The 23,151-nt window shown below is 52.4% G+C and carries 23 protein-coding genes and 1 riboswitch; of the genes, 10 read left to right on the top strand and 13 right to left on the bottom strand.

Annotated features, from left to right (window positions below; genetic code table 11):
- Positions 1 to 4: 4 nt before the first annotated feature.
- From T360_RS0107540 to T360_RS0107525, 3 genes are all read right to left on the bottom strand, one after another.
- The gene (locus tag T360_RS0107540; protein WP_036929160.1) at positions 5 to 1,645 is read right to left on the bottom strand and encodes a sulfatase-like hydrolase/transferase; all 1,641 of its coding nucleotides are present in this window, start codon (positions 1,643 to 1,645) and stop codon (positions 5 to 7) included.
- Positions 1,646 to 1,917: 272 nt separating this feature from the next.
- Positions 1,918 to 3,060, bottom strand: a complete 1,143-nt coding sequence (locus T360_RS0107530; protein ID WP_028912240.1) for an AraC family transcriptional regulator — start codon at positions 3,058 to 3,060, stop codon at positions 1,918 to 1,920.
- Between the two features lie 33 nt (positions 3,061 to 3,093).
- A complete protein-coding gene (locus T360_RS0107525) occupies positions 3,094 to 4,026 on the bottom strand; it encodes a DMT family transporter (RefSeq protein ID WP_028912239.1) in 933 nt (310 codons plus the stop codon).
- Between the two features lie 130 nt (positions 4,027 to 4,156).
- Between T360_RS0107525 and T360_RS0107520 the strand changes: the two genes are divergently transcribed.
- The 3 genes from T360_RS0107520 (at position 4,157) to T360_RS0107510 (ending at position 7,219) form a co-directional block, all read left to right on the top strand.
- Complete coding sequence (locus tag T360_RS0107520; RefSeq protein WP_036929230.1) at positions 4,157 to 5,035, top strand: patatin-like phospholipase family protein; 879 nt, start codon at positions 4,157 to 4,159, stop codon at positions 5,033 to 5,035.
- Positions 5,036 to 5,118: 83 nt separating this feature from the next.
- Positions 5,119 to 6,651, top strand: coding sequence for a carboxylesterase/lipase family protein (locus T360_RS0107515; RefSeq protein ID WP_028912237.1), 1,533 nt, complete (start codon positions 5,119 to 5,121; stop codon positions 6,649 to 6,651).
- Between the two features lie 205 nt (positions 6,652 to 6,856).
- On the top strand, positions 6,857 to 7,219 hold the full coding sequence (locus T360_RS0107510) for a hypothetical protein (protein WP_028912236.1): 363 nt from the start codon (positions 6,857 to 6,859) through the stop codon (positions 7,217 to 7,219).
- On the opposite strand, the gene thiD is transcribed toward T360_RS0107510, so the two are convergent.
- From thiD to thiS, 8 genes are all read right to left on the bottom strand, one after another.
- On the bottom strand, positions 7,194 to 7,946 hold the full coding sequence (gene thiD / locus T360_RS0107505; RefSeq protein WP_036929157.1) for a bifunctional hydroxymethylpyrimidine kinase/phosphomethylpyrimidine kinase: 753 nt from the start codon (positions 7,944 to 7,946) through the stop codon (positions 7,194 to 7,196). The two genes, T360_RS0107510 and thiD, sit on opposite strands and share 26 nt — an antisense overlap.
- Complete coding sequence (locus tag T360_RS0107500; protein ID WP_028912234.1) at positions 7,937 to 8,497, bottom strand: thiamine phosphate synthase; 561 nt, start codon at positions 8,495 to 8,497, stop codon at positions 7,937 to 7,939. The genes thiD and T360_RS0107500 overlap by 10 nt, the downstream gene beginning before the upstream one ends.
- Complete coding sequence (gene thiH, locus T360_RS14880) at positions 8,463 to 9,650, bottom strand: 2-iminoacetate synthase ThiH (RefSeq protein WP_051523460.1); 1,188 nt, start codon at positions 9,648 to 9,650, stop codon at positions 8,463 to 8,465. The genes T360_RS0107500 and thiH overlap by 35 nt, the downstream gene beginning before the upstream one ends.
- A 19-nt stretch (positions 9,651 to 9,669) precedes the next feature.
- Entirely contained in the window at positions 9,670 to 10,473 is an 804-nt protein-coding gene (locus T360_RS0107490) for a HesA/MoeB/ThiF family protein (protein WP_028912233.1), read from the bottom strand.
- On the bottom strand, positions 10,473 to 12,059 hold the full coding sequence (gene thiC / locus T360_RS0107485) for a phosphomethylpyrimidine synthase ThiC (protein ID WP_028912232.1): 1,587 nt from the start codon (positions 12,057 to 12,059) through the stop codon (positions 10,473 to 10,475). Before thiC ends, T360_RS0107490 begins: the two co-directional genes overlap by 1 nt.
- A gap of 69 nt (positions 12,060 to 12,128) precedes the next feature.
- Complete coding sequence (locus T360_RS0107480) at positions 12,129 to 12,902, bottom strand: thiazole synthase (protein WP_028912231.1); 774 nt, start codon at positions 12,900 to 12,902, stop codon at positions 12,129 to 12,131.
- Positions 12,895 to 13,515: a thiamine phosphate synthase gene (locus tag T360_RS0107475; protein WP_231488130.1), complete on the bottom strand. Its 621-nt coding sequence runs from the start codon at positions 13,513 to 13,515 to the stop codon at positions 12,895 to 12,897. The genes T360_RS0107480 and T360_RS0107475 overlap by 8 nt, the downstream gene beginning before the upstream one ends.
- 5 nt (positions 13,516 to 13,520) lie before the next feature.
- The gene (gene thiS / locus T360_RS0107470; RefSeq protein WP_028912229.1) at positions 13,521 to 13,718 is read right to left on the bottom strand and encodes a sulfur carrier protein ThiS; all 198 of its coding nucleotides are present in this window, start codon (positions 13,716 to 13,718) and stop codon (positions 13,521 to 13,523) included.
- Positions 13,705 to 13,807, bottom strand: a riboswitch (TPP riboswitch). Its footprint overlaps the gene before it by 14 nt.
- A gap of 95 nt (positions 13,808 to 13,902) precedes the next feature.
- Here thiS and T360_RS0107465 point away from each other — a divergent pair.
- Positions 13,903 to 14,799: a cation diffusion facilitator family transporter gene (locus T360_RS0107465; protein WP_036929154.1), complete on the top strand. Its 897-nt coding sequence runs from the start codon at positions 13,903 to 13,905 to the stop codon at positions 14,797 to 14,799.
- On the opposite strand, the gene T360_RS0107460 is transcribed toward T360_RS0107465, so the two are convergent.
- Positions 14,786 to 15,553 carry an amidohydrolase gene (locus tag T360_RS0107460; RefSeq protein ID WP_028912227.1) on the bottom strand — a complete coding sequence of 256 codons (768 nt, stop codon included), beginning with the start codon at positions 15,551 to 15,553 and terminating at the stop codon, positions 14,786 to 14,788. The two genes, T360_RS0107465 and T360_RS0107460, sit on opposite strands and share 14 nt — an antisense overlap.
- 144 nt (positions 15,554 to 15,697) lie before the next feature.
- Here T360_RS0107460 and T360_RS0107455 point away from each other — a divergent pair, with 144 nt between their 5' ends.
- Positions 15,698 to 17,710 carry a transketolase gene (locus tag T360_RS0107455; RefSeq protein ID WP_028912226.1) on the top strand — a complete coding sequence of 671 codons (2,013 nt, stop codon included), beginning with the start codon at positions 15,698 to 15,700 and terminating at the stop codon, positions 17,708 to 17,710.
- Between the two features lie 102 nt (positions 17,711 to 17,812).
- On the top strand, positions 17,813 to 18,253 hold the full coding sequence (gene rpiB, locus T360_RS0107450) for a ribose 5-phosphate isomerase B (protein WP_028912225.1): 441 nt from the start codon (positions 17,813 to 17,815) through the stop codon (positions 18,251 to 18,253).
- A gap of 104 nt (positions 18,254 to 18,357) precedes the next feature.
- Here the strand turns inward: rpiB and T360_RS0107445 are convergent, their stop codons facing one another.
- The gene (locus tag T360_RS0107445) at positions 18,358 to 19,452 is read right to left on the bottom strand and encodes a transglycosylase SLT domain-containing protein (RefSeq protein ID WP_036929226.1); all 1,095 of its coding nucleotides are present in this window, start codon (positions 19,450 to 19,452) and stop codon (positions 18,358 to 18,360) included.
- A 156-nt stretch (positions 19,453 to 19,608) separates the two neighbouring features.
- Between T360_RS0107445 and hisG the strand changes: the two genes are divergently transcribed.
- The 4 genes from hisG to T360_RS16525 form a co-directional block, all read left to right on the top strand.
- Positions 19,609 to 20,460 carry an ATP phosphoribosyltransferase gene (gene hisG, locus T360_RS0107440; RefSeq protein WP_028912223.1) on the top strand — a complete coding sequence of 284 codons (852 nt, stop codon included), beginning with the start codon at positions 19,609 to 19,611 and terminating at the stop codon, positions 20,458 to 20,460.
- The gene (gene hisD, locus T360_RS0107435; RefSeq protein WP_028912222.1) at positions 20,457 to 21,743 is read left to right on the top strand and encodes a histidinol dehydrogenase; all 1,287 of its coding nucleotides are present in this window, start codon (positions 20,457 to 20,459) and stop codon (positions 21,741 to 21,743) included. Before hisG ends, hisD begins: the two co-directional genes overlap by 4 nt.
- A gap of 12 nt (positions 21,744 to 21,755) precedes the next feature.
- Complete coding sequence (gene hisC / locus T360_RS0107430) at positions 21,756 to 22,790, top strand: histidinol-phosphate transaminase (protein ID WP_028912221.1); 1,035 nt, start codon at positions 21,756 to 21,758, stop codon at positions 22,788 to 22,790.
- Positions 22,791 to 22,877: 87 nt separating this feature from the next.
- On the top strand, positions 22,878 to 23,151 hold a 274-nt coding region (locus T360_RS16525), incomplete at its 3' end, for a helix-turn-helix domain-containing protein (RefSeq protein ID WP_028912220.1).

The raw sequence follows: 23,151 nt of genomic DNA, 5'->3' as shown, positions 1-23,151 counted from the left end.
ATAATCATTCTGTAGGCTTAGCGAATGGTTTTACGCCGAGCTTTGAGTAGGTCAGTGTCTCGCTACCGTCGTCGGTACCTATCTCGTGCTGGATGAGGGTGTTCAGCTTCTGGTTCATCAGCTCTACCACCGACTGCATATTGCCCTTGGGCCATGCCAGATTCTCGGTTTCAGAACTGCCGTAGGTGAACATCTCGACATCGTTATTGGCATAGAGGGCATCGATATCGGTAGGATTATTGAAATTAACAGGTGCGAAATAGCGGGCAAACTTATAACTTTCGGTGACGATGCCACGCACAAATCCACGCTTGTTGATATCCAGGCGATAGGCTGGTGTAAGACTCTTGTCGATGATGAACTCGCTATCAATCATCGATAACATATCGTAGCAGAAAAGGACTCCCTCACCATTGCGCACATCAACAGTAGGATTCTTCACGGCAGGCACCAGCGAGTGACCATGCAAACCACTTGTGATCTCAGCAAACTTGGCAGTATTTCCGCCAGTAGCGAAATCGACGAAGGTAGGTGCCAGATCCAGATGCGACGTGATATGCTCGCAATGGCGACCACCTTTCAGTTCTGGATGATAAACAATCAGGGGCACGTGGATGTTGTTGTCATAAATAAAGCCTCCCTTACCCTTCAGACCGTGTTCGCCCTGCATCTCACCATGATCACTGGTATAGATGATGATTGTGTTCTTCAGCAGACCATTGTCAGCCAGGTAGTTGAGCAGTTTCTGCATATGGTTGTCCTGATCCCGAATGGTGTTGAAATAGTAGTCGCGGAAGGTTTTCCATCCAGCCTCTGTCTTAGGTGATGGCCCCACCATGCGCTCCCAGTTGCCTGCATACTCGCCATGGGCTGCCACACGACCTTCCTTGTCGAATGGTTCATTCCAGGTGGCAGGAACGGGCACGCTATAACTCTTTTTGTAGATAGGATCGTCGGGAGCAGGAACACCTTCACCGGCCAGGCCTCCGATACCATCCTCGTTATAGTACATAATATCATGTGGGTTCAGGAAGTTGACAGCCAGGAAGAAACTCTGACCATTCTCATTCAACTGTTTCCCCTTGTTGTTCAGCCATTCGATGGTGTTATCAGCGATGGTACCATCCTCTTTATAACCCTCATAAACGGCACCATACATATCGCCCTCGGTCCAGTCGCTAAAGCCATATTCCTCGAGCGAGGTGTCACCCTCAGACATGTGCCACTTGCCCTTAAAGGCGGTGTAGTAGCCAGCCTGACGCAGCATATCGCCTACAGTAGTCAGATCGGTTGACATATTGGGTTGGAAGGCATAGTTGGTGTTGTCGAGCATACACGTTTCGGTGATGTGGCGACCGGTATAGATAACCGATCGGCTTGATGTGGAAACATTAGCACAGGCGTAATGCTTCTCGAACGTGGTTCCCAGCTTGCGCAATCGCTCGCGGGCAGCATAGTCGCTACCAGCAGGATACTGTTCCATATACGACTCCTGGTCGGTAGTAATAAAAATGATGTTGTACTTGCCGTCGGCATTAGGCGTAGGCGTGATCTTTTTTGCGGGGTTGTCGGTCGCATCCAAACACCCAACCAGCAGTGCGCTCGTAGGCAGTAGCACCAGCGTCTTCTGAATGTTCTGTTTCATTTTCAGTTATTGTTTTTAGAGGTCAAATCTTGGCGGTTCGGTGGTAAAAAGAAACTGTTCACCTTATATATCAGGTAAATAACAATCAATGCTGTGGCTCCGAAAAGAATAAAAAGCAGAATGTCTAATGCCATCATAATGGTAGGAATTATTGTTTGCGGATGCAAATATACACCCGATGGCGGCAAACGTCCTTTCCCCTGAGCAAAAATACGCTGAAAGGAAAGCAAAAATACGTCGAAAGGAAAGAAATACGCTGAAAGGAAAGCCGCCTACCCTTGTTGGCGATAGGCCGAAGGCGACTGCTTGCCTAACTGCTTGAAGGCCTTGGTCATTGATGCCGGCGAAGAGAAACCACACTCTTCGGCTATCACAAGCAAGCGCTCATCGGGCTTGGCAGTAATCAAACTGATGGCATGGCGCACACGATGCTGGCAAATCATATCGTAGAACGACTGGTAACCGCTGCGGCGTATCACCTCCGACAGATAGGTGGCATTGGTGCCCAGGCGTGCCGTCAGCAAGTCGCTGGTGATGTGCTGCTCGGTAAAGATACGCTCCTTGGTGAGCAGGTCGTCCAACTTACGGCTCAACTGCATAAAGCGCTCGTCGGTTAAACGGAACGTGCCTGCCACAGGTGCTGGTTCAGCCATATCATCGGCTGCAGCCTTAACGATTTCATCTGTACGGTCGGCATAGGGCTGTCGCCAAGGGTTAAGCGTAAAGATGCAGAACCAGATGTTCATACCCGTAAAAAACACGTCGCGCACCGCTTTCACGATGGCATTATCAGCATAGAAGTTGATAGCCATCAGCACACAGATGAACGTGGGCAACCACTGGATGTACTGGGCAAAGCGCACGGGGAAATCATCGCTATCGGCATAGGTGTCCTCGTTGGCACGGCGCACGGCCTGTCCTATCTTGAGTGCCATGCGCACCGACAGGGCGAAATAGGCAGCAAACACCACGCTGACTGCCACAAACGCCAAAGGACGATAACCATCAGCCAGTTTCACGATGCCCAGGGCCTGTAGCAACAGGGGAGCCAGCACGATGGCACCAGGCAGAAACAGCCAGTAGCCTTTCTTATCAAGCATGCAATTACACGACGAATGGCCTGCCGCAAAGAAATAGCCGTGGCACATCACCAGCATCTGCAGCGAGAAGAACAGCACGGCAAAGGCGTTGACATACAGCAGGGCATCGGCATCGCCCACCTGCACCAGATAGGGCAACTCCATAATCTGCATCAGATACAGCACGCCCACCGATCGCTGGGCAGGAAACAGTTCATAAAAATGCTCGCCGTAGGCTTTCGGACGATAGTACCATTTCAGAATCCATCCATACAGGTTGGTGAGGATAAACGCCAGGTTGACGGCGAAAAGTAGTAGATATTCTGTTGTGGGCATAAGGTTATTAGTTTTGTTTGTTATTGTTTGATATTACACTTTTCCTTTATTAATAATGTATATACCAGCTGTGGTGAGGGTGGCTGCCAGGATGTACTTGGGCAGGAAGGGCTCGCCGAGGCAGAGACACGAGGTGACGGCGCCAACCACGGGGATGAGCGAATTCCAGATGGCTATCTTACCCACAGGGTTGCAGGTGAGGAGCTTGTTGTAGAGGGCAAAACCGATGGTGGAGATGCCTATCAGCATGAGCAGATAAAACAGTCCGAGCAGGGTGACATGGGGCAGCGTGCCACCCATCAGCAAACCGGGGATGATGAGTAGGGCACCACCAATGCCAAGACTGTAACCAGTGCCCACAAACACGTCCACACGCTTGCCAACGCCGCGGGTCATCAGTCCCGCAAAGGCACCGCACAGGGCATTGAGGATGATCATGCCATCGCCCAGCAGGGTGAACTGGCCACTACCCTCGCCCCCCAGGTTGAGCGACAGGATACCACCAAAGCCGATGGTGCAACCCAGGATTTTGCGCGTGGTGAGCTTGTCGCTCTTGAAAAACAGGCAGGCCAGAAGCACCAGTGTGAACACACTGAGCGAATTGAGGATGGCAGCACGACTGCCCTGACTATGCGACAAACCGATATAGAAGGCGGCATAATGCAGCGTGGTATTGAGTAAGGTGAAACCCAACAGAAACAGGGCACTGCCCAGCAGATGCGGACGGGCCGACTCCTTGAAGCTGAACGAGCGATGGGTGAAACGGGCTATCGAAAGGATGATGAGTCCGGAGATACAGAAGCGGATGCCTGCAAAGAGCATCTTACTGCCCGTCATATCGGCGGTGATTCCGAGCTCGGCAAAGCCTAGTTTGATAAACGGATAAGCCCAGCCCCACAGAAAGGCTGCGGTGAATGCCATGAGGGCAGCCCAAACAGGACGCTGGAAGATACTTTGTTGTGTCATATAGGATGCAAAGATAAATGTTTTGGCACGAATTTCACGAATTAACACGAAAAAATTAATAAATTCGCGCAAATTCGTGTAATTCGTGCCTAATTTTTTGTATTTTTGTCGCGAAATTAGAATGATTGCAATGAACAAACAGGATACAGCAACAAGCACAAAGCGTGATGTGGCTCTGGTACTATCGAGTGGTGGTGCCCGCGGACTGGCACATATCGGTGCCATCGAGGAACTGCTTAACGAGGGCTATCATATCACCTCGATAGCAGGCTGCTCGATGGGTGCGCTGATAGGTGGCGTGTATGCTGCAGGCAAGCTGGAGGACTTCAGAGAGTGGATGAAAACCATCGACCGCAAAAAGATGCTGGAGCTGACCGATTTCTCGTTCAGTCTGAGTCATCTGGTGAAAGGCACACGCATCATCGAGGCTATCATGGAGTTTGTGCCCGATGTGCAGATAGAGGATCTGCCTATCCCCTACTGCGCCATAGCCACCGACTGGGTGTCGGGCCAGGAAGTGGTGTTTCGCAAAGGCAGCCTGTTTGAGGCCATACGCGCCTCGATATCGCTACCCACCTTTTATGAACCGGTGCAGCGCGACGGCATGATACTGATAGACGGCGGCGTGACCAACCCCATACCACTGAACCGCGTGGAGCGCCACGAGGGCGACCTGCTGATTGGTATCGACGTGAGCGGACACGACTATAAAACGCAATGGGAGATACAGCAGGAGCTGACCGAAAAGCGCAAGCACAGCACGTCATTATCGCAACAGATACTGAACCGACTGCTGCCCGACCATCTGGACTTCAACTACTACACCATGCTGTCACGCGTAAGCTCGCTGATGATACGACAGAACTCGCTGCTGATGGCTCAGCTTACCAAACCGGATGTGCTGGTGGACATACAGATGGCACGCTACGGGGGATTCGACTACGACAAATCGGAGAAGATCATCGCCATAGGCCGACAAAAAACACGCCAAACTTTACATCCGGTTTAAACCTTTTGCCTCTGCCAGCGTCAATTAATTAACCTATTATATAAATAAGGAACCATTAGTTATTATCAACAAAACCAATAATTATGAGAAAACTATTCATGTCTCTCCTGCTCTTAGTAGCAGCGTCTGCAGGTGCTGCAGAAAACCCAGTTCTAACTATCGAAGGCGGTAAGGTGCAAGGCATCCTGGCCGACGATCATCCTGAAGTGTTTGTGTATCGTGGCATTCCTTATGCTGCGCCTCCTATCAAGGAGAACCGCTGGAAGGCGCCACAGCCTGTTCTGCCCTGGAAGGGTGTGAAGGTGTGCGACACCTTTGGCCGGCCCAGCTATCAGGCCATACAGTACACCGGTGGCTACTACACCGAGTGGGGTTATGGTAAGGAGGCTGCCTTCAGCGAGGACTGCCTGTATCTGAACGTATGGACCAAAGCTCCCGGACAGGCTAACAAGAAACTGCCCGTAGCGCTGTGGATTCACGGTGGTGGCTATCGCGAGGGTTTCGGTTCGGAGCCTGAGTTCGACGGTCAGGAGTGGGGTGCCAAGGATGTGGTGCTGGTATCAATCAACTACCGCTTAGGTGTGTTCGGATTCCTGACTCACCCTGCACTGGCAGCCGAGAGCCCCAACCACGTATCGGGCAACTACGGTATCCTGGACCAGATAGAGGCGCTGAAGTGGATTAAGAAGAACATCGCCCAGTTTGGTGGCGACCCCAATAACGTAACCATCTTCGGACAGAGCGCCGGTGGCGGTAGCGTACGCACACTGTGCGAGAGCCCATTGGCTCGCGGCTTGTTCCACAAGGCTGTGATTATGAGTGCCCAGGGACTGAGCATTCCTGATGCCAACGGTCGCCCCATGGGTGCACGCTACAGCGGCGGTACCGTGAAGGAGGCCGAGGCTAACGCTAAGAAGGTGTTCGACTGGGCCGGACTGACCGACCTGAAGAAGATGCGCGCTGCCAGCACCGAGACCATCTTTGCACTGCCTACACTCTACTATCAGGTGAACAACGACGGACAGCAGGCCAGCGGTCCGATGGCTTTCATGCGCCAGGGCCTGCCCTTCATGCCAATGATTGATGGCTACGTAAGCGAGAAGAGCTTCGACGATGCTACCCGCCAGGGCACACTGGCCGACGTGCCTTATATGATAGGTTTCACACTGGATGACATGGGCAACATGGCACCCAACATTGCCGAGTTCTGCAAGGTGCGCGAACAGAAGGGCGGTAAGGCTTGGGCTTATCAGTTTGCACGTCCTCTGCCCGACGATGGCAGTCATCCTGAGGTGACACAGCGCCTGAAGGGAGCCTTCCACTCAAGCGACCTGTGGTTTGTATTCAAGAGTCTGAAGCACTGCTGGCGCCCCTGGACAAAGGGCGACTGGGATCTGTCGGAGAAGATGCTTACCGCTTGGACCAACTTCGTGAAGTACAGCGATCCTAACGGTCCTAAGGGTGGCGCATGGACACCCTGCACAGAGAAGAGCACCAAGTTCATGGTGTTTAAGCTGGACGACAAGGATGCCGAGGCTTCATTCCTGGGCGAACCAGAGAAGTCTAAGCTGCCCGCATTCGGCTTCGGCCCTGCTCCCACTCCAACCCGCAAATAAGCGGGCTGGAGGATTGATATGAATCAAACATCTGATTTGTATCAATAAAAACACTGTGTTCGCACACAATTTGATAAAAATGCTTGTTCAGTTCAAAACATCGCCGTATCTTTGCATCGTCAAAAGACATAAGGCGCTTGCCAAAAGGGCACGCCAATAAGGATAACAATAAAAGTTGAATTAAAAGAAAAGAAAGGGTAAAAAGATGAAAAAGATGATTTTGACACTGGTAGCAATGTTGAGTATGACAACCGCATTTGCCGAGAATGAGAACGCAGCAACAGTAAGCAACGCAGAGGCTTATAACATGAATATCAATATCAACAAACTCTCTGACGCGCTGAACCTGGCCAACGACCAGAAGGAAGCTGTAGAGAACATTCACTACGTATTCAGCACAGAGATGGCTTATGCTGCTCAGTACGGTAGCGCTGATCGCGATGCAATGGTAAAGCGTGCCATCAACACCGACGTAAAGCGTATGAGCTACGTGCTTAACTCAGATCAGATGCGTAAGTACTTGATGCTGCTGAACGTAACACTTAACAACCGCGGTCTGAACAAGTAAGAAATAACGGCCCGTTACCATGACCTACGCTGATGCTCACTGAGCGACGTATGGCTTCGGTAATAAACTTTTTGGCCTGGCCTACGGCATCTGGCAGCTGATAACCCAACGCCAGATTCGAGGCAATAGCAGATGAGAGCGTACATCCTGTCCCGTGCAGGTTGGCGCTCTTAATTTTTTCGGTGGTATATTCATATATACGTCCATCAGGCATCAGGAGCCTGTCAGTCATCAGCGTGTCGTCGGCATGACCGCCTTTCACCAGGAAGGCACAGCATCTGCTGTCCACCTGCTTCTTCAGGCGCTCGGCTTCGGGCAGATTAGGCGTCACAAGTGTGCACAACGGGAAAAGCGCGTCGGCAATATAGTCGATAGCCTCTGGCTGCATCAGCGTATAGCCACTGGTGGATATCATCACGGGATCGTAAACCACAGGCACATCAACCTGACTCAGCGCCTCGACAATAGCTTCGGCCACTGCCTTATCGGGTATCATGCCAATCTTGATAGCAGCTGGCTGCAAGTCGCTCAGCACGGCGTGCAACTGCGATGCCACAACTGCTTTGGGCACAGGCATCGAGGCCTGCACACCCAGTGTATTCTGTGAGGTGAGTGCTGTGATAACGGTGGCACCATAGCAACCATGTGCCGTTATCACCTTCAAGTCCTGCTGAATGCCGGCACCACCCGAGGGGTCGCTGCCAGCGATACTTAATACTACTTCCATGCGTCGCCTAATATCATGGCTCCTCCAAAGCCCATCTGTTCCACTTCCTTTATTTTATCAAATGTCACACCGCCCAGCGCCATCACGCGCGGACCTATCAATCCCGACTCGCGAGCTGCAGCTATCTTCTCCTTGCTAAAAGCTGAGTAATAGCCGGGCTTCGAGATACTATCGAAGATGGGGCTAAGACTCATATAATCGTATGGTTGATGAAGGCAATCTGCCAACTCCTTCAGAGAGTGGCACGAGATGCTGACAGCACCGCCCCACCCTGCTGGGGGCTGGGGGTTGCGACTATTGAGATGCACACCACGCAACTGATATTTGACGGCCAACTGGTGGCAATCGTGCAGCACCAGCCGCGAGTAGAGCCGGGCTGGTAGCGCCTGAATCAGGCGCTCGAGTTTTTCTAGCCCTCTGGCCGAGTCGGCCAGAGAACCTAGGGCAGGCTTACGGATATGCACTATATCGGCCTGGCCGCTGTCCAGCAGCTGCACAATGCGCTCAGCCTCGCCCTCAAAAAACTCGGGCTTCGTGATTACTATTATCATTTCCCTTTAAATTCCCCTTCCATTCTATTCCATTCGTATAATCAAAGCTCGCATCCCAATCTTTCCAAACCGGCTCACGGCCCAGCTCTTTCAGACGGGCGTTGATCACCTTGGCGGTTCGCTCATCACTCACAGTAAACTGTTCGAGCGCCTGCGGATAGGTGTGGTAGCCACCGGGATTGACATGGCTCTCTGCCGACATCGTGGTGACGCCCAGCGTGCACATGTTGTCACGGATATATGCCGGTTCGCGGGTAGAATAAGAGATGTCCACATCATGGTCGAAGATACGCATAGCGAAGGTAGCCTGAGCCAACTCGCGGTCGGTCATGAAACAGTTGGGTTGGAAGCCCTCATTCTGTGCCGGACGCATGCGGGGGAAATTGATCGAGTACTTGGTGCGCCAATAGTGCTTCTGCAGATAGCGCAGGTGGTGGGCCATCATCGTCACGTCGGTGCGCCACTCCTTCTCCAGACCTATCAGCACACCCATGCCAATAGAGTGCACCCCGGCCTGCCCCATACGGTCGAAGCCGTCGCAGCGCCATTCAAAACGGCTCTTCATGCCGCGTGGGTGGTAGAGTTGGTAGTGCTCGCGGTTGTAGGTCTCCTGAAAGCATATCACACCGTTCAGTCCGTGATGGGTGAGCTCGCGATACTCCTCCATCTTGAGTGGCATCACCTCAATCTTGATATTCGAGAAATAGCGTTTGGCTATGTCGATGGCCTTAGCCAGATAGGGCACGCCAGCCTTGGCGGGATTCTCACCCGTGACGAGCAGGATATTCTCGAATGGTGCCAACTGCTTGATGGCGCGGTACTCATCCTCAATCTGGTCGGGGGTGAGGATGGTGCGTGCCATGGGGTTCTCACGATGGAACCCGCAATACACGCAGGAGTTAGAGCAGGAATTGGTAATATAAAGTGGGATAAACATCGACATGGTGCGCCCGAAGCGCTCCTCGGTATAACGTCGTGACAGTCGGGCCATCGTTTCAAGGTAAGGCTCGGCAGCGGGCGAGAGCAGGGCCATAAAATCATCTACATCGCAGCGACTCCTGCCCAGTGCGCGGCGCACGTCGGCATCGGTCTTGCTAGCAATACGCTCTGTGGTCTCGTCCCAACTGATATTTTTTAGTTCGTCAGAAAACATAACTTCAATATTTAAATTCTTAAATTCTCTTCGCGCAGGGTTTAAACGCATATTCCTTCAGTTCGTGGATTGAAGGGTGCTCGCCGCAGAGCGCACAGTCAGAGCGCTGACCGAAGTCGAAGCGCTGCCACTGCATGCTCAGGGCATCGAAGGTGAGAAGGGTGTTGGTGAGTGGCTGCCCCACCCCCGCCAGATATTTGATACACTCGGTGGCCTGCACGGTGCCAAGCATGCCAGCGATAGAGCCCAGCACGCCCACCGTGGCGCAGGTTTCTACATCCTCTTTGGCAGGCGGTTCGGGAAACAGACAGCGGTAGCAGGCTGTGCCTGGCAGGTGGGTCATCACCTGTCCGCTATACTTGCTGATGCCCCCCATCGTAAAGGCCTTATCCAGCATCACGCAGGCATCGTTCACAAGATATTTGGTGGCAAAATTGTCGGTGCCGTCGATGACAAAGTCATACGACTCTATCAGCTTCATGGCGTTGGCCTCGTTCAGATAGAGCTCATAGGTACGCACGTTCACATCGGGATTCATCGCCTCAATGCGTTCGCGGGCCACCTCAACCTTCGGTCGGTTGATATCCTTGGTAGAATGCAGCACCTGGCGCTGCAGATTCGTGATACTCACAGTATCACCATCCACCACGCCAATGGTGCCCACGCCGGCAGCAGCCAGATACAGTGCCACAGGCGAACCCAGGCCACCAGCACCAACAAGCAGCACCTTGGCCTGCAGCAATTTCTCTTGCGCCTCGTGTCCAAACCCCTCTAATATCAAGTGGCGGTTATAACGCCTACGTTGTTCGCTAGATAGATCCATCAACTCTTCAATTTTCTCAAGTCGTGAGTTAACTTCGCTGCGCAGAAGTTTGGTCCACACATCGTGCAGTATTCGCCATCAGTATGACCTGCCTCTGTGAAGTACTGCAGCGCCAGTTCGGGGTCTAACGACAGGTGGAACTGATCGCGCCAGCGGAACTCGAAGCGGGCCTTCGACAGGGCGTTGTCGCGGATGCAGGCACCGGGATGCCCCTTAGCCAGGTCGGCAGCATGAGCGGCTATCTTATAGGCAATGATACCCGCACGCACATCGTCCTTATTAGGCAGCGCCAAGTGCTCCTTAGGAGTTACGTAGCAAAGCATGGCAGTTCCGAGCCAGGCTATCTGGGCTCCACCAATAGCACTCGTGATGTGATCATAGCCAGGAGCGATATCGGTGACGATAGGTCCGAGGGTGTAGAAGGGTGCCTCGTGGCACTTCTCCAACTGGCGCTCCATGTTCTCCTTGATCTTATGCATGGGCACGTGACCAGGACCTTCGATAAATGCCTGCACGTTCTTCTCCCAGGCACGTACCACCAGCTCGCCCATCGTGTCGAGCTCAGCAAACTGAGCGGCATCATTGGCATCGGCAGTACAACCGGGGCGCAGACCGTCGCCCAGCGACAGCGCTACATCATATTTGGCTACGATATCACAGATATCATCGAAATGCTCATACAGGAAGCTCTCCTTATCGTGAATCAGGCACCACTTGCTCATGATGCTACCGCCACGACTCACGATGCCGCACAATCTGCTGTCGGCCAGATGCACGTTGTGGCGACGGATGCCAGCGTGGATGGTAAAGTAGTCCACACCCTGCTCGCACTGCTCTATCAGCGTGTCGCGATACACCTCCCAGGTCAGGTCTTCCACCTTGCCATCTACCTTCTCCAGAGCCTGATAGATGGGCACGGTGCCTACGGGCACAGGACAGTTGCGCAGAATCCACTCGCGTGTCTCGTGAATATTATTACCAGTAGAGAGGTCCATCAGCGTGTCGCCACCCCACTTGCACGACCATACGGCCTTGTCCACCTCTTCATCAATCGACGAAGTAGTGGCCGAGTTGCCGATATTGGTATTGATTTTCACGGCAAAGTTGCGTCCGATAATCATCGGTTCGCTCTCAGGGTGGTTGATGTTGGCAGGAATAACCGCACGTCCGCGTGCCACCTCCTCACGTACGTATTCGGGGGTGATATGCGTCTCGATGCCTAATGCCTCGCAGTTCATATTCTCACGAATGGCCACATACTCCATTTCGGGGGTGATGATACCAGCCTTGGCGCAGGCCATCTGGGTGATGCCCTGCCCTTTCTGCGCACGGTCTTCTATCCACTGCTGGCGCATGCGGGGCAGACCAGCTTTCAGGTCAACCTGATAGTTAGGGTCGGTATAAGGACCGCTGGTGTCGTAGATATATACCGGTTCATTCTTCTCTACGTGGGTTTTGCCATCAGCATCCTTCGTCACCGTTGGTGTCAGGTTCACCTTGGTCATACCCACCTTCATATCGGGGTAAATCTTACCCTGCATATATGCTTTCTCACGCTGTGCGTAAGCTTTGTGATCGTTTATCATATTTCAAACATTCTTTTAGTCGGCGTTCCGCCTTTGTAAAAGCGGCAAAGCCGAGCGAAAGATTAAACATTAAACATTTAAAAACGCCGTGAGTGGGCTCGAGGCTTCGGCGCTATCGGCAATGGCTCCAAGACCAGCCTCAAAGGCGTGTCGACCTGCAATCACCGCTTGGCGGAAGGCATCAGCCATCGCTACAGGATCGCCTGCCACGGCAATGGCGGTATTCACCAGCACACAGTCGGCACCCATCTCCATCGCCTCAGCCGCATGACTGGGTGCACCGATACCGGCATCTACCACAACAGGCACCGTGGCCTGATCGATGATAATCTGCAGGAAGTCCTTCATGCGCAAGCCCTTATTGGTACCGATGGGCGCTGCCAGCGGCATCACAGTAGCTGCACCAGCCTCTTCCAGATGTTTGCACAGTGTGGGGTCGGCCTGGCAATAAGGCAGCACCACAAAACCCATCTTCACCAACTGCTCGGTGGCCTTCAGGGTCTCTACAGAGTCGGGCAACAGATATCGGGGGTCGGGATGAATCTCCAACTTAAGCCAGTTGGTACCAAAAGCCTCACGCGACATCTGGGCAGCAAACACAGCCTCTTCGGCATTACGCACACCCGAGGTATTGGGCAGCAGCTGTATGTTCTGATTCTGCGTGATGTGGGTGAGCAGGTCGTCATTCTTGTCGTCGAGCTCTACACGCTTCATAGCCACTGTCACCATCTCTGTGCCAGAGGCTGCGATGGCACGCGCCATCAGTTCATTGTTATTGAACTTACCCGTGCCTAAAAACAGACGAGAGTCAAACTCCCGTCCTGCAATAACTAATTTACTCATGATTGATTACCTTTATAATATGTTTCATTTCTTCTACCGGATTCTCGGCTCGCAGCACACTGCCACTCAGGGCAATGCCATCAATGCCTGTAGCAAGGATAGCAGGTATGTCGGCATCGGTGATACCGCCGATAGCCACAACGGGCAGTTCGATATGTGCCGCACGCATCTCTATCACAATGCGGCGATAGCCATCCAGGCCCAACACGGGTGAGAGCTTCTGCTTGGTGGTGGTGAAACGGAATGGTCCGCAACCGATATAGTCGGCACCAGCCTCGTAGTGCGCTTTCACATCGCTGAAGGTATTGGCTGTGCCACCAATGATATAGTCGTGCCCCAGGATGCGGCGCGCCTCGCTGATGGGCATATCGTTCTTGCCCAGATGCACACCGTCGGCCTGCAACTGGCGCACCAGCTCCACCCTATCGTCGATGATGAACGTAGCACCCGCCTCACGGCACAGTCGTAAGGCCTCGATGGCTACAGGGCGCACCTCCTCGTCGGTAGCATCCTTCATACGCAACTGTATCCAGCGGCATCCACCTTGCAAAGCCAGTTGGATACTGTCAAGATAGCTATAACGCTCCGTAAAATGTGATATGAACTGTAACATCTGCCTCACCCCCCGCATGCTGCTTTGATAATCGTGATGCTAGCACCCTCTTGCAGTGTGGTTTCGCCCCAAGTGGTACGTGGTTTCAACTCATTATCAATGGCTATTGCCACACCTTTGGCGGGCAACTGCAGCTCTGCGGCAAGCTCAAGCAATGTCACGGCTTGCGACTCGTGTTGTTTGTTGTTAATACTTATTTTCATATTTCTTTCCTCCGACGGCATTACCCGTATCAGGTTCTATGGGTATTTTCTCAGCTTTGGCACATGCCTCAGCACCCCGAATATTGCAAAATTGCGCTGCAAAAGTAATGTTTTTATTTCTATCTGACAAATAAAACGGGATTTTTTTTGCTATTTGCTATCAATTTACTACTTTTGCACTACAATGAAAAGAAATAAAGAGATATATAAGGTAACGATGGTTGGTGGCGCCGTGAATGTGGTGCTGCTGCTGTTTAAGTTTGTGGCGGGCATTGTGGGACATAGTGCGGCGATGGTGGCCGACGCGGTTCACTCGCTGTCCGACTTTGTTACAGATATCATCGTGCTGGTGTTTGTGCGCATCAGCGGCAAACCTACCGACAAATCGCACGAGTACGGGCATGGTAAATACGAAACGCTGGCCACCACACTGATTGGGTTGGCACTACTGATAGTAGCTGTAGGCATTGTGTACAGCGCACTCACCAAGATTATCGCTTGGGCACAGGGCGGCACCTTAGAGGCACCAGGCATGCTGGCGCTATGGGCTGCACTTCTTTCGATTATTCTGAAAGAGGCGGTGTTCCACTACTCGATGGTGCAGGCCCGCAAACTCAAGTCGCAGGCAGTAGAGGCCAACGCCTGGCACCACCGCAGCGATGCCCTGTCGAGTATAGGCACAGCCATCGGCATTGGTGGCGCCATCTTCTTAGGTGAACGATGGACGGTGCTCGATCCCATGGCAGGTATCATCGTGGGCCTATTTATTATTAAGGTGGCGATAGACCTGCTGCGTAATGGCATTGGCGACCTGATGGAGCATTCGCTGCCCGATGAGGTTGAGAGCGAGATTCTGCAGCTGGCAGGATCGATACCTGGCGTTACAGAGCCACACGATCTGCACACGCGCCGAATAGGCAATCATTACGCCATAGAACTGCACATACTGATGGACGACGACATCAGTTTGCGCGAGGCTCACAACAAAAGCGAAGAAGTGGAGAATATCCTACGCGAACACTACGGCAAGGAAACCCACATATCGGTACACGTAGAACCCAAAAGCATCAGAGAACATTAAACTTGTCGGCATCGTCCAGCACGGGGAACTTCTTGCGGAAACGCTGCAGCTGTTCCATATCAAGTTCAACGGTAGCAATACCCTCCTCACCATCGGCACACTGGGCGATGGTGCGGCCATAGGCATCAATCACCACCGAACCACCAATATACTTACAAGCAGCATCGCTACCCACACGGTTCACGCCTATCACATAGCACTGGTTCTCGATAGCGCGGGCCTTGAGCAACGATGTCCAGGCATCCTGACGCTTCTCGGGCCAGTTGGCCACGTAGATGATGGCATCATAATCGCCACGCGAACGCGAGAATACCGGGAAGCGCAAATCATAGCACACCTGCAAGAGAAATCTCACCCCACGCCATTCGACCACCACACGCCGGCAGCCAGCTGCATACTCCTTTGTTTCGCCAGCATACGAAAACAGATGGCGCTTGTCGTAATAATCATAGGTGCCATCGGGGCGCACAAAATACATGCGATTACGCAGTCGGCCCTTATCATCCTTCACAGCCACACTGCCTGCGATGGCAGCATCAAGGCGGGCTGCCTGCTGCTGCATCCACGAAAGAATCAAAGGACCCTGCTGCTGAGCCATCGCACTACTCCCCTCGGCCAGGAAACCCGTGGCAAAGGTTTCGGCCAGCACATAAAGGTCGGCACCGGGATGCTGCGAAAGCTGATTTTCGAGATTGCTGAGGGTGCTGCTGAGTGCACCGGAAAAGATGTTATGTTGTAGAATTGACACCTTCATAATTACAAATACTTTGTTATATGTTGCAAAGATATAGTATTTTTCTATCATTCCGCACAATTTATCGAGAAACCATCACCTATTTCGAAGTTTTTTTGTATCTTTGCCCCCAAAAATAACGTTTATTACTATTAAATATTCATTATGTACGACAACAAAGTTATGAACATGGCAGCGGATAATATCCGTATCCTCGCTGCTTCGATGGTTGAAAAAGCAAAGTCGGGACACCCCGGCGGTGCTATGGGTGGTGCAGATTTCATCAACACCCTTTACAGTGAGTTCTTGGTTTATGATCCAGAGAATCCCGCATGGGAAGGTCGCGACCGTTTCTTCCTCGATCCAGGTCACATGGCTCCTATGCTTTACAGCCAGTTGGCTCTTATCGGTAAATATACACTCGAGGATTTGAAGAATCTGCGCCAGTGGGGCTCAGTAACTCCAGGTCACCCCGAGCGCGAGATTGAGCGCGGTATCGAGAACACCTCTGGTCCTCTGGGTCAGGGTCACTGCTTTGCAGTTGGTGCTGCCATCGCCGCTAAGTTCCTGAAGGCTCGTCTGGGCAACGTGATGAACCAGACTATCTATGCATACATCAGCGATGGTGGCGTGCAGGAGGAGATCTCACAGGGTGCAGGTCGTATCGCCGGAAACCTGGGACTCGACAACCTCATCATGTTCTACGACGCTAACGATATCCAGCTCTCTACCAAGACTGAGGTGGTTACCTCTGAGGATACCGCCAAGAAGTATGAGGCTTGGGGATGGTTTGTACAGAAGATTGACGGTAACGATGTTGACCAGATTCGCGAGGCCATCAAGAAGGCTCAGGCCGAGAAGGATCGCCCATCACTCATCATCGGTCACTGCGTAATGGGTAAGGGTGCCCGCAAGGCTGACAACAGCAGCTACGAGAGCAACTGCGCTACTCACGGTGCTCCTCTTGGTGGCGACGCTTACATCAACACCATGAAGAACCTGGGTGCTGATCCTGAGAACCCATTCCAGATATTCCCCGAGGTACAGGAGATGTACGCTAAGCGTGCTGAGGAACTGAAGAAGATTGTGGCTGAGCGCTACGCTGAGAAGGCTGAGTGGGCTAAGGGTCATCCCGAGCAGGCCAAGCAGCTGGAGGAGTGGTTCAGCGGCAAGGCTCCTGTGATCGACTGGAGCAAGGTTGAGCAGAAGGCTGGTGCTGCCACACGTGGTGCAAGTGCTACTGTACTGTCAGCCCTGGCTGAGCAGGTGCCTAACATGATCTGTGCTTCGGCCGACCTGAGCAACTCTGATAAGACCGACGGATTCCTGAAGAAGACTCACGACCTGGTTCGTGGCGACTTCAGCGGTGCCTTCTTCGAGGCTGGTGTAGCCGAGCTCACCATGGCTTGCTGCTGCATCGGTATGGCTCTGCACGGTGGTGTAATCCCCGCATGCGGTACCTTCTTCGTATTCTCTGACTACATGAAGCCCGCCGTACGTATGGCTGCCCTGATGGAGCTGCCAGTGAAGTTCATCTGGACTCACGATGCCTTCCGTGTAGGTGAGGATGGTCCTACCCACGAGCCTGTAGAGCAGGAGGCACAGATCCGCCTGATGGAGAAGCTGAAGAACCACCACGGCAAGAACTCTGTATTGGTGGTTCGTCCTGCCGATGCCGAGGAGACAACCGTTTGCTGGCGCATGGCCATGGAGAATGTTGATACCCCAACAGCGCTCATCTTCTCTCGTCAGAATATCGATATGCTGCCTGAGGGCAACGACTACAGCCAGGCCACTAAGGGTGCTTATGTAGTAGCCGGAAGTGATGAGAACTACGACGTGATTCTGCTGGCTTCTGGTTCAGAGGTTTCTACTCTGGAGGCAGGTGCTAAGCTGCTCCGCGAGGATGGCGTAAAGGTTCGCGTGGTTAGCGTTCCTTCTGAGGGATTGTTCCGCAGCCAGAGCAAGGAGTATCAGCAGAGCGTACTGCCCGCAGGTGTTAAGAAGTTCGGTCTCACCGCTGGTCTGCCTGTAAACCTCGAAGGTCTGGTAGGTGCCGACGGTACTGTTTGGGGCTTGGAGAGCTTCGGTTTCTCTGCTCCTTACAAGGTGCTCGACGAGAAGCTCGGCTTCACCGGTGAGAATGTGTACAAGCAGGTTAAGAAATTGCTTGCTTAATTAATAATCTGGCACGAATTTCGCGAATTAACACGAATTATTTTACTCATTGCTAGTAAAATTCGTAAAATTCGTGTAATTCGTGCCTTAAATTTTAAAACTATGGAAGTAAAAACAGTAGGAGTGGCTTGCGATCATGCAGGCTTTGCGTTAAAGCAGTTTGTACTCCAGTATCTGGAGGAGAAAGGTTATCCTGTCAAAGACTATGGAACATGGAGTGATGCCAGTGTAGATTATCCCGACTTCGGACACGCGCTGGCCGAGGGTATCGAGAGTGGCGAGGTTTATCCCGGCATTGCCATCTGCGGCAGCGGCGAGGGTATCTCTATCACACTGAACAAGCATCAGCAGGTGCGCGCCGGACTGTGCTGGATTCCTGAGATTGCACATCTCATCCGTCAGCACAACGATGCCAACGTACTGGTAATGCCAGGTCGTTTCATCGACAACAACATGGCTCGCAAGATCATGGACGAGTTCTTCACAGCCAGCTTCGAAGGCGGCCGCCATCAGAAGCGCGTGGACAAGATCGCGATTAAGTGAGCAAAATGAAAGTTCGCTTTCATTTTCGAACGTGAGCGATCTCGACCGAAGGTCAAGATCCCCGTACAGAAATAAATATTTAGGCACGGATTACGCATCCGTGCCTAATTTTTAATATCATATTTTGTTTTTCGCTTATCAGCCTTGCGGGGCTTGCCAACGCCGTGGAAACCCATGTGAGGTGATTTCACACCCTGATAGCCCGCATGGCGCTGACGGATGCGCTGCACGTAATCCACCGTCTCAGAACCACGCATATAACCATACTTCACCACAGGGTCGTTATAATACTGAGGCTGACTGAGCTTCAGCACATAAGGCGACACCTCGCTCCAGCGGTGTGGGTTTCTGCCATCACGCTTGGCCAAGGCCATGGCATCACGGATATGATGGGCACCACCATTATAAGCTGCCAGCACGAAATTGGTGCGTTCATACTGGTCGCGCACATCGCGGAAAGTGTTCTGCAACTGTCCGATATATTTCACCGCTGCACGGATATTGGCCTCGGGCTCGTACAACTGTCCGCGAGACACGCCTAAGTGGTCGGCCGTGCCTGGCATAATCTGCATCAGGCCCTTAGCACCAGCAAACGACACGGCACGCGGGTCGAATGTCGATTCCTGATAGCACTGGGCTGCCAACAGGCGCCAGTCCCAACGGATATCGCGTGCATAAGTCATAAAATACTGATCATAGTGCGAGATGACGCCACCCTTGGCATCGAGCATAGGCGAGAAGATGCGGCGATGCACCTTGCGCACCGTCAGCAGGTCGTTCTCCTCCTTCTGCACCGCAGCAATCAGCTCCGGTCGATACCAGCCCTGCAGCTCCTTAGCCAAGTCGTTCTTAGCCGTATCGGCACTGATATGTCCGGGTGTGGGCCATGCCACGATGTCCACCTCGCCATCGGCAAAACGCTTCACCAGCTCCATACTGTCGCGGCACACCTCTACACGCAGTCGCACACCCAGCGAGTCGGCAAATCGCTGACAAATCAGAAACTGAGTGCCCAGATTTTTTCCGCGATACTCATAGTAGGTCTGCGGACCACTCACCGTGGCCATAATCAGTTCGCCACTGGTTTGGATATCATGCAGGTCGAACTCGTCTGTCACCGCCACGGTATCATCTATCACGCCCCAGGGCGCCACAATAGGTTCGTGCTTCTTTTCGAAACACGATACCAGCGATAGCAAAACCGCCCCAAAACCGACATATTTATACCATTTTTGCACGCTTCAGCAGCATTTTGACAGAAAAACGGTGCAAAGGTACTAAATAATTGATAATTGACAATTGATAATTGAGAATTTTTTTGTAATTTTGCACCCGATATTTTTAGATTTAACAATATGTTAAGAATTGCAGTACAATCAAAAGGACGCCTGTTCGAGGACACAATGAACCTGTTGTCGGAAGCAGACATCAAGGTTGGTGCCTCAAAACGCACCTTGCTGGTGCAGTCGTCCAACTTTCCGCTGGAGGTGCTTTACCTCCGCGATGATGACATCCCACAGAGTGTAGCCAGTGGAGTGGCTGACATCGGTGTAGTGGGCGAAAACGAGTTTGTTGAGCGTGGCGAAGATGCTGATATCATCTCACGTCTCGGCTTCTCAAAATGCCGCCTCTCGCTGGCCATTCCCAAAGAGATCGACTACAAGGGAGTAGAGTGGTTCAACGGCAAGAAGATTGCCACCAGCTACCCCGGAATCCTTCGACATTTCCTTGAGCAGCATCATATCCATGCCGAAATCCATGTCATCACAGGTAGCGTAGAAATCAGCCCAGGCATTGGTCTGGCCGATGCTATCTTTGATATTGTATCATCAGGCTCTACCCTGGTGAGCAATAATCTGCGCGAAGTTGAGATTGTAATGCAGAGTGAGGCTCTGCTGATTGGCAACAAGCAGATGAGCGACGAGAAGAAAGCCATCCTCGAGCAGATGCTGTTCCGTTTTAAAGCCGTAAAGGATGCCGAGGACAAGAAGTATGTACGTATGAACGCCCCTAAGGCCCGCCTGCAGGAGATTATCAGTGTGCTGCCAGGCCTGAAGAGCCCCACCATCATCCCATTGGCCGACGAGGAGTGGTGCTCTGTTCACACCGTGCTCGACCAGAAGCAGTTCTGGGAGATTATTGGCAAACTGAAGGAGATGGGCGCCCAGGGCATCCTGGTTACCCCAATCGAAAAGATGATTCTATGAATATAATTCGATTTCCTGAAAGAAGCGAGTGGGCAAAGATTGTAGAGCGTCCGCACTTGGACGTTTCACAGTTGAACGACACCGTAGCCTCGGTATTGGCCGACGTGAAGAAGCGCGGCGATGATGCCGTGAAGGGCTACGAGCTGAAGTTCGACCACGTAGATCTGCCTACACTGGCTGTTACTGAGGAGGAGATGGACGAGGCCGAGGCGCTGGTAAGTGCTGATCTGAAAGCTGCCATCCAGGTGGCTCACAGCAATATCAAAGCCTTCCACGAGTCGCAGCAGTTCAAGGGTAAGAAGATTGAGACGCAGCCCGGCGTGGTTTGCTGGCAGAAGAGTGTAGCCATCGAGAAGGTGGGCCTCTACATTCCTGGCGGCACTGCCCCACTCTTCTCTACCGTACTGATGCTGGCCACACCTGCCAAGATAGCCGGTTGCCAGGAGATAGTGCTCTGCACCCCTCCAGGCCGCGATGGCAAGGTGAACCCCGCCATCCTGGTGGCAGCCCGCACAGCAGGCGTTAGCAAGATATTCAAGGCTGGTGGCGTACAGGCCATCGGTGCAATGGCTTATGGCACCGAGAGTGTGCCCAAGGTATTTAAGATTTTCGGTCCTGGCAACCAGTATGTGATGGCCGCCAAGCAGCAGGTTAGTCTGCACGACGTGGCTATCGACATGCCTGCCGGTCCGTCTGAGGTTTGCGTGATTGCTGATAAGAATGCCAACATCGAGTTTGTAGCTGCCGACTTGCTGTCGCAGGCCGAACATGGTATCGACTCGCAGGTGTTCCTCATCACCACCTCCGAGCAGGTGATTCTCGACGTACAGGCCGAGGTGAACCGCCAGCTGGATCTGCTGCCCCGTAAGGAGATGGCAGCCAAGGCGCTTGACAACAGTCGTCTGGTGCTGGTAAAGAGCATGCAGGATGCTATCGACCTCTCGAATGCCTATGCCCCCGAGCACCTGATTCTGCAGGTGAAGGATTATGCCAAGCTGGCTAATAAGGTGGTGAATGCTGGTAGCGTGTTCCTGGGCGAGTATGCCTGTGAGAGTGCAGGCGACTATGCCAGCGGCACCAATCACACCCTGCCCACACATGGTTATGCCACTGCCTACAGCGGTGTAAACCTCGACAGCTACTGCCGCAAGATTACCTTCCAGCACCTCACAGAGGATGGTATCCGCAGCATCGGTCGCGCCGTAGAACTCATGGCCGAAGCCGAACAGCTGGAGGCACACGCTAACGCGATGCGCGTACGCTTGCGCTCAATTGATAATTGATAATTGACAATTATGAAATCGCTTCAAGAATTAACAAGAAAGAATATATGGAACCTGGCGCCTTACAGCAGTGCTCGCAATGAGTATGCCGGTAGAGAGGCACGCGTGTTTCTCGATGCCAACGAGAATCCATACAACACGCCTTATAACCGCTACCCCGACCCACTGCAGCTGGAGCTCAAGGAAGCCATCTCTAAAGTAAAAGGCGTGCCTGCTCAGTGCATCTTCCTGGGCAATGGTAGCGACGAGGCTATCGACCTGCCCTACCGCTGTTTCTGCGAGCCGGGCAAGGATAACGTAGTGGCTATCGAGCCCACCTACGGCATGTATAAAGTGTGTGCCGATATCAACGATACTGAGTATCGCACCGTAGTGCTCGACGAGCACTTCCAGACTACTGCCGAGGCAGTGCTGGCCGCAACCGACGAGCATACCAAACTGATATGGCTGTGCACACCTAACAACCCTACAGGCAACTGCCTGAACCGCGAAGAGGTGATCAAGATTATTGAGGGTTTCGACGGACTGGTGATTGTTGACGAGGCCTACAGCGATTTCTCATCGCAGAAACCTCTGCGCGCCGAGTTGGCCAAGTATCCCAACCTGATAGTGCTCAACACCATGTCGAAGGCATGGGGCTGCGCTGCCATCCGTCTGGGTATGGCTTTCGCATCAGAAGGTATCATCGACATTTTTAACAAGGTGAAGTATCCCTACAATGTCAACCTGCTCACCCAGCAGCAGGCACTGAAGGCACTGGAGGACCCATTCGAAGTAGATGGTTGGGTAAAGATTCTGAAGGAGGAGCGCGGCCGCGTGATGCAGGCCTTCAGCATACTCCCTATCTGCGAGAAGATTTATCCTACGGATGCCAACTTCTTCCTGGCCAAGATGACCGATGCCACCGGCATTTACAACTATCTGGTGGATCAGGGCATCATTGTTCGCAACCGCAACCGCGTACAGCTTTGTCAGAACTGCCTGCGTATCACCATCGGCACCAAGACCGAAAACAGCGAGTTGATTGCCGCCCTGCGCCAATACTAGTCACAGGGTTAGCTCTCTATACACAAGCACCCCGCCTCATTTTGAAGTGCACCCCGAAAGTTAGACAAAAAACTTTCGGGGTGTATTATGTTAAAGAAAAAGCAAAAGAGGCAAAGCCTATCAGACTATCTCCGTTATATGCATATGCTAGAGGAAGGATATAGTTTCAGGTATATCAGTAACCATTACGGTTCTGATGAGAAATTTCTAAAAGTATTATGGCAAAGATATCAAGAATTAGGTATAGATGGTCTCAAGAAAAGAAGTTATTTTCGCTCTACTCCGGAAATAAAGAGGCAAATAGTTCTTGATATTGAGAAAAATCATTTACCTTTGCACGCAGCTTCGATAAAATACGGTC

Source organism: Prevotella sp. MA2016, assembly GCF_000619825.1.
GTDB lineage: Bacteria > Bacteroidota > Bacteroidia > Bacteroidales > Bacteroidaceae > Prevotella.
This window is presented reverse-complemented; position numbering and strand designations above follow the sequence as displayed.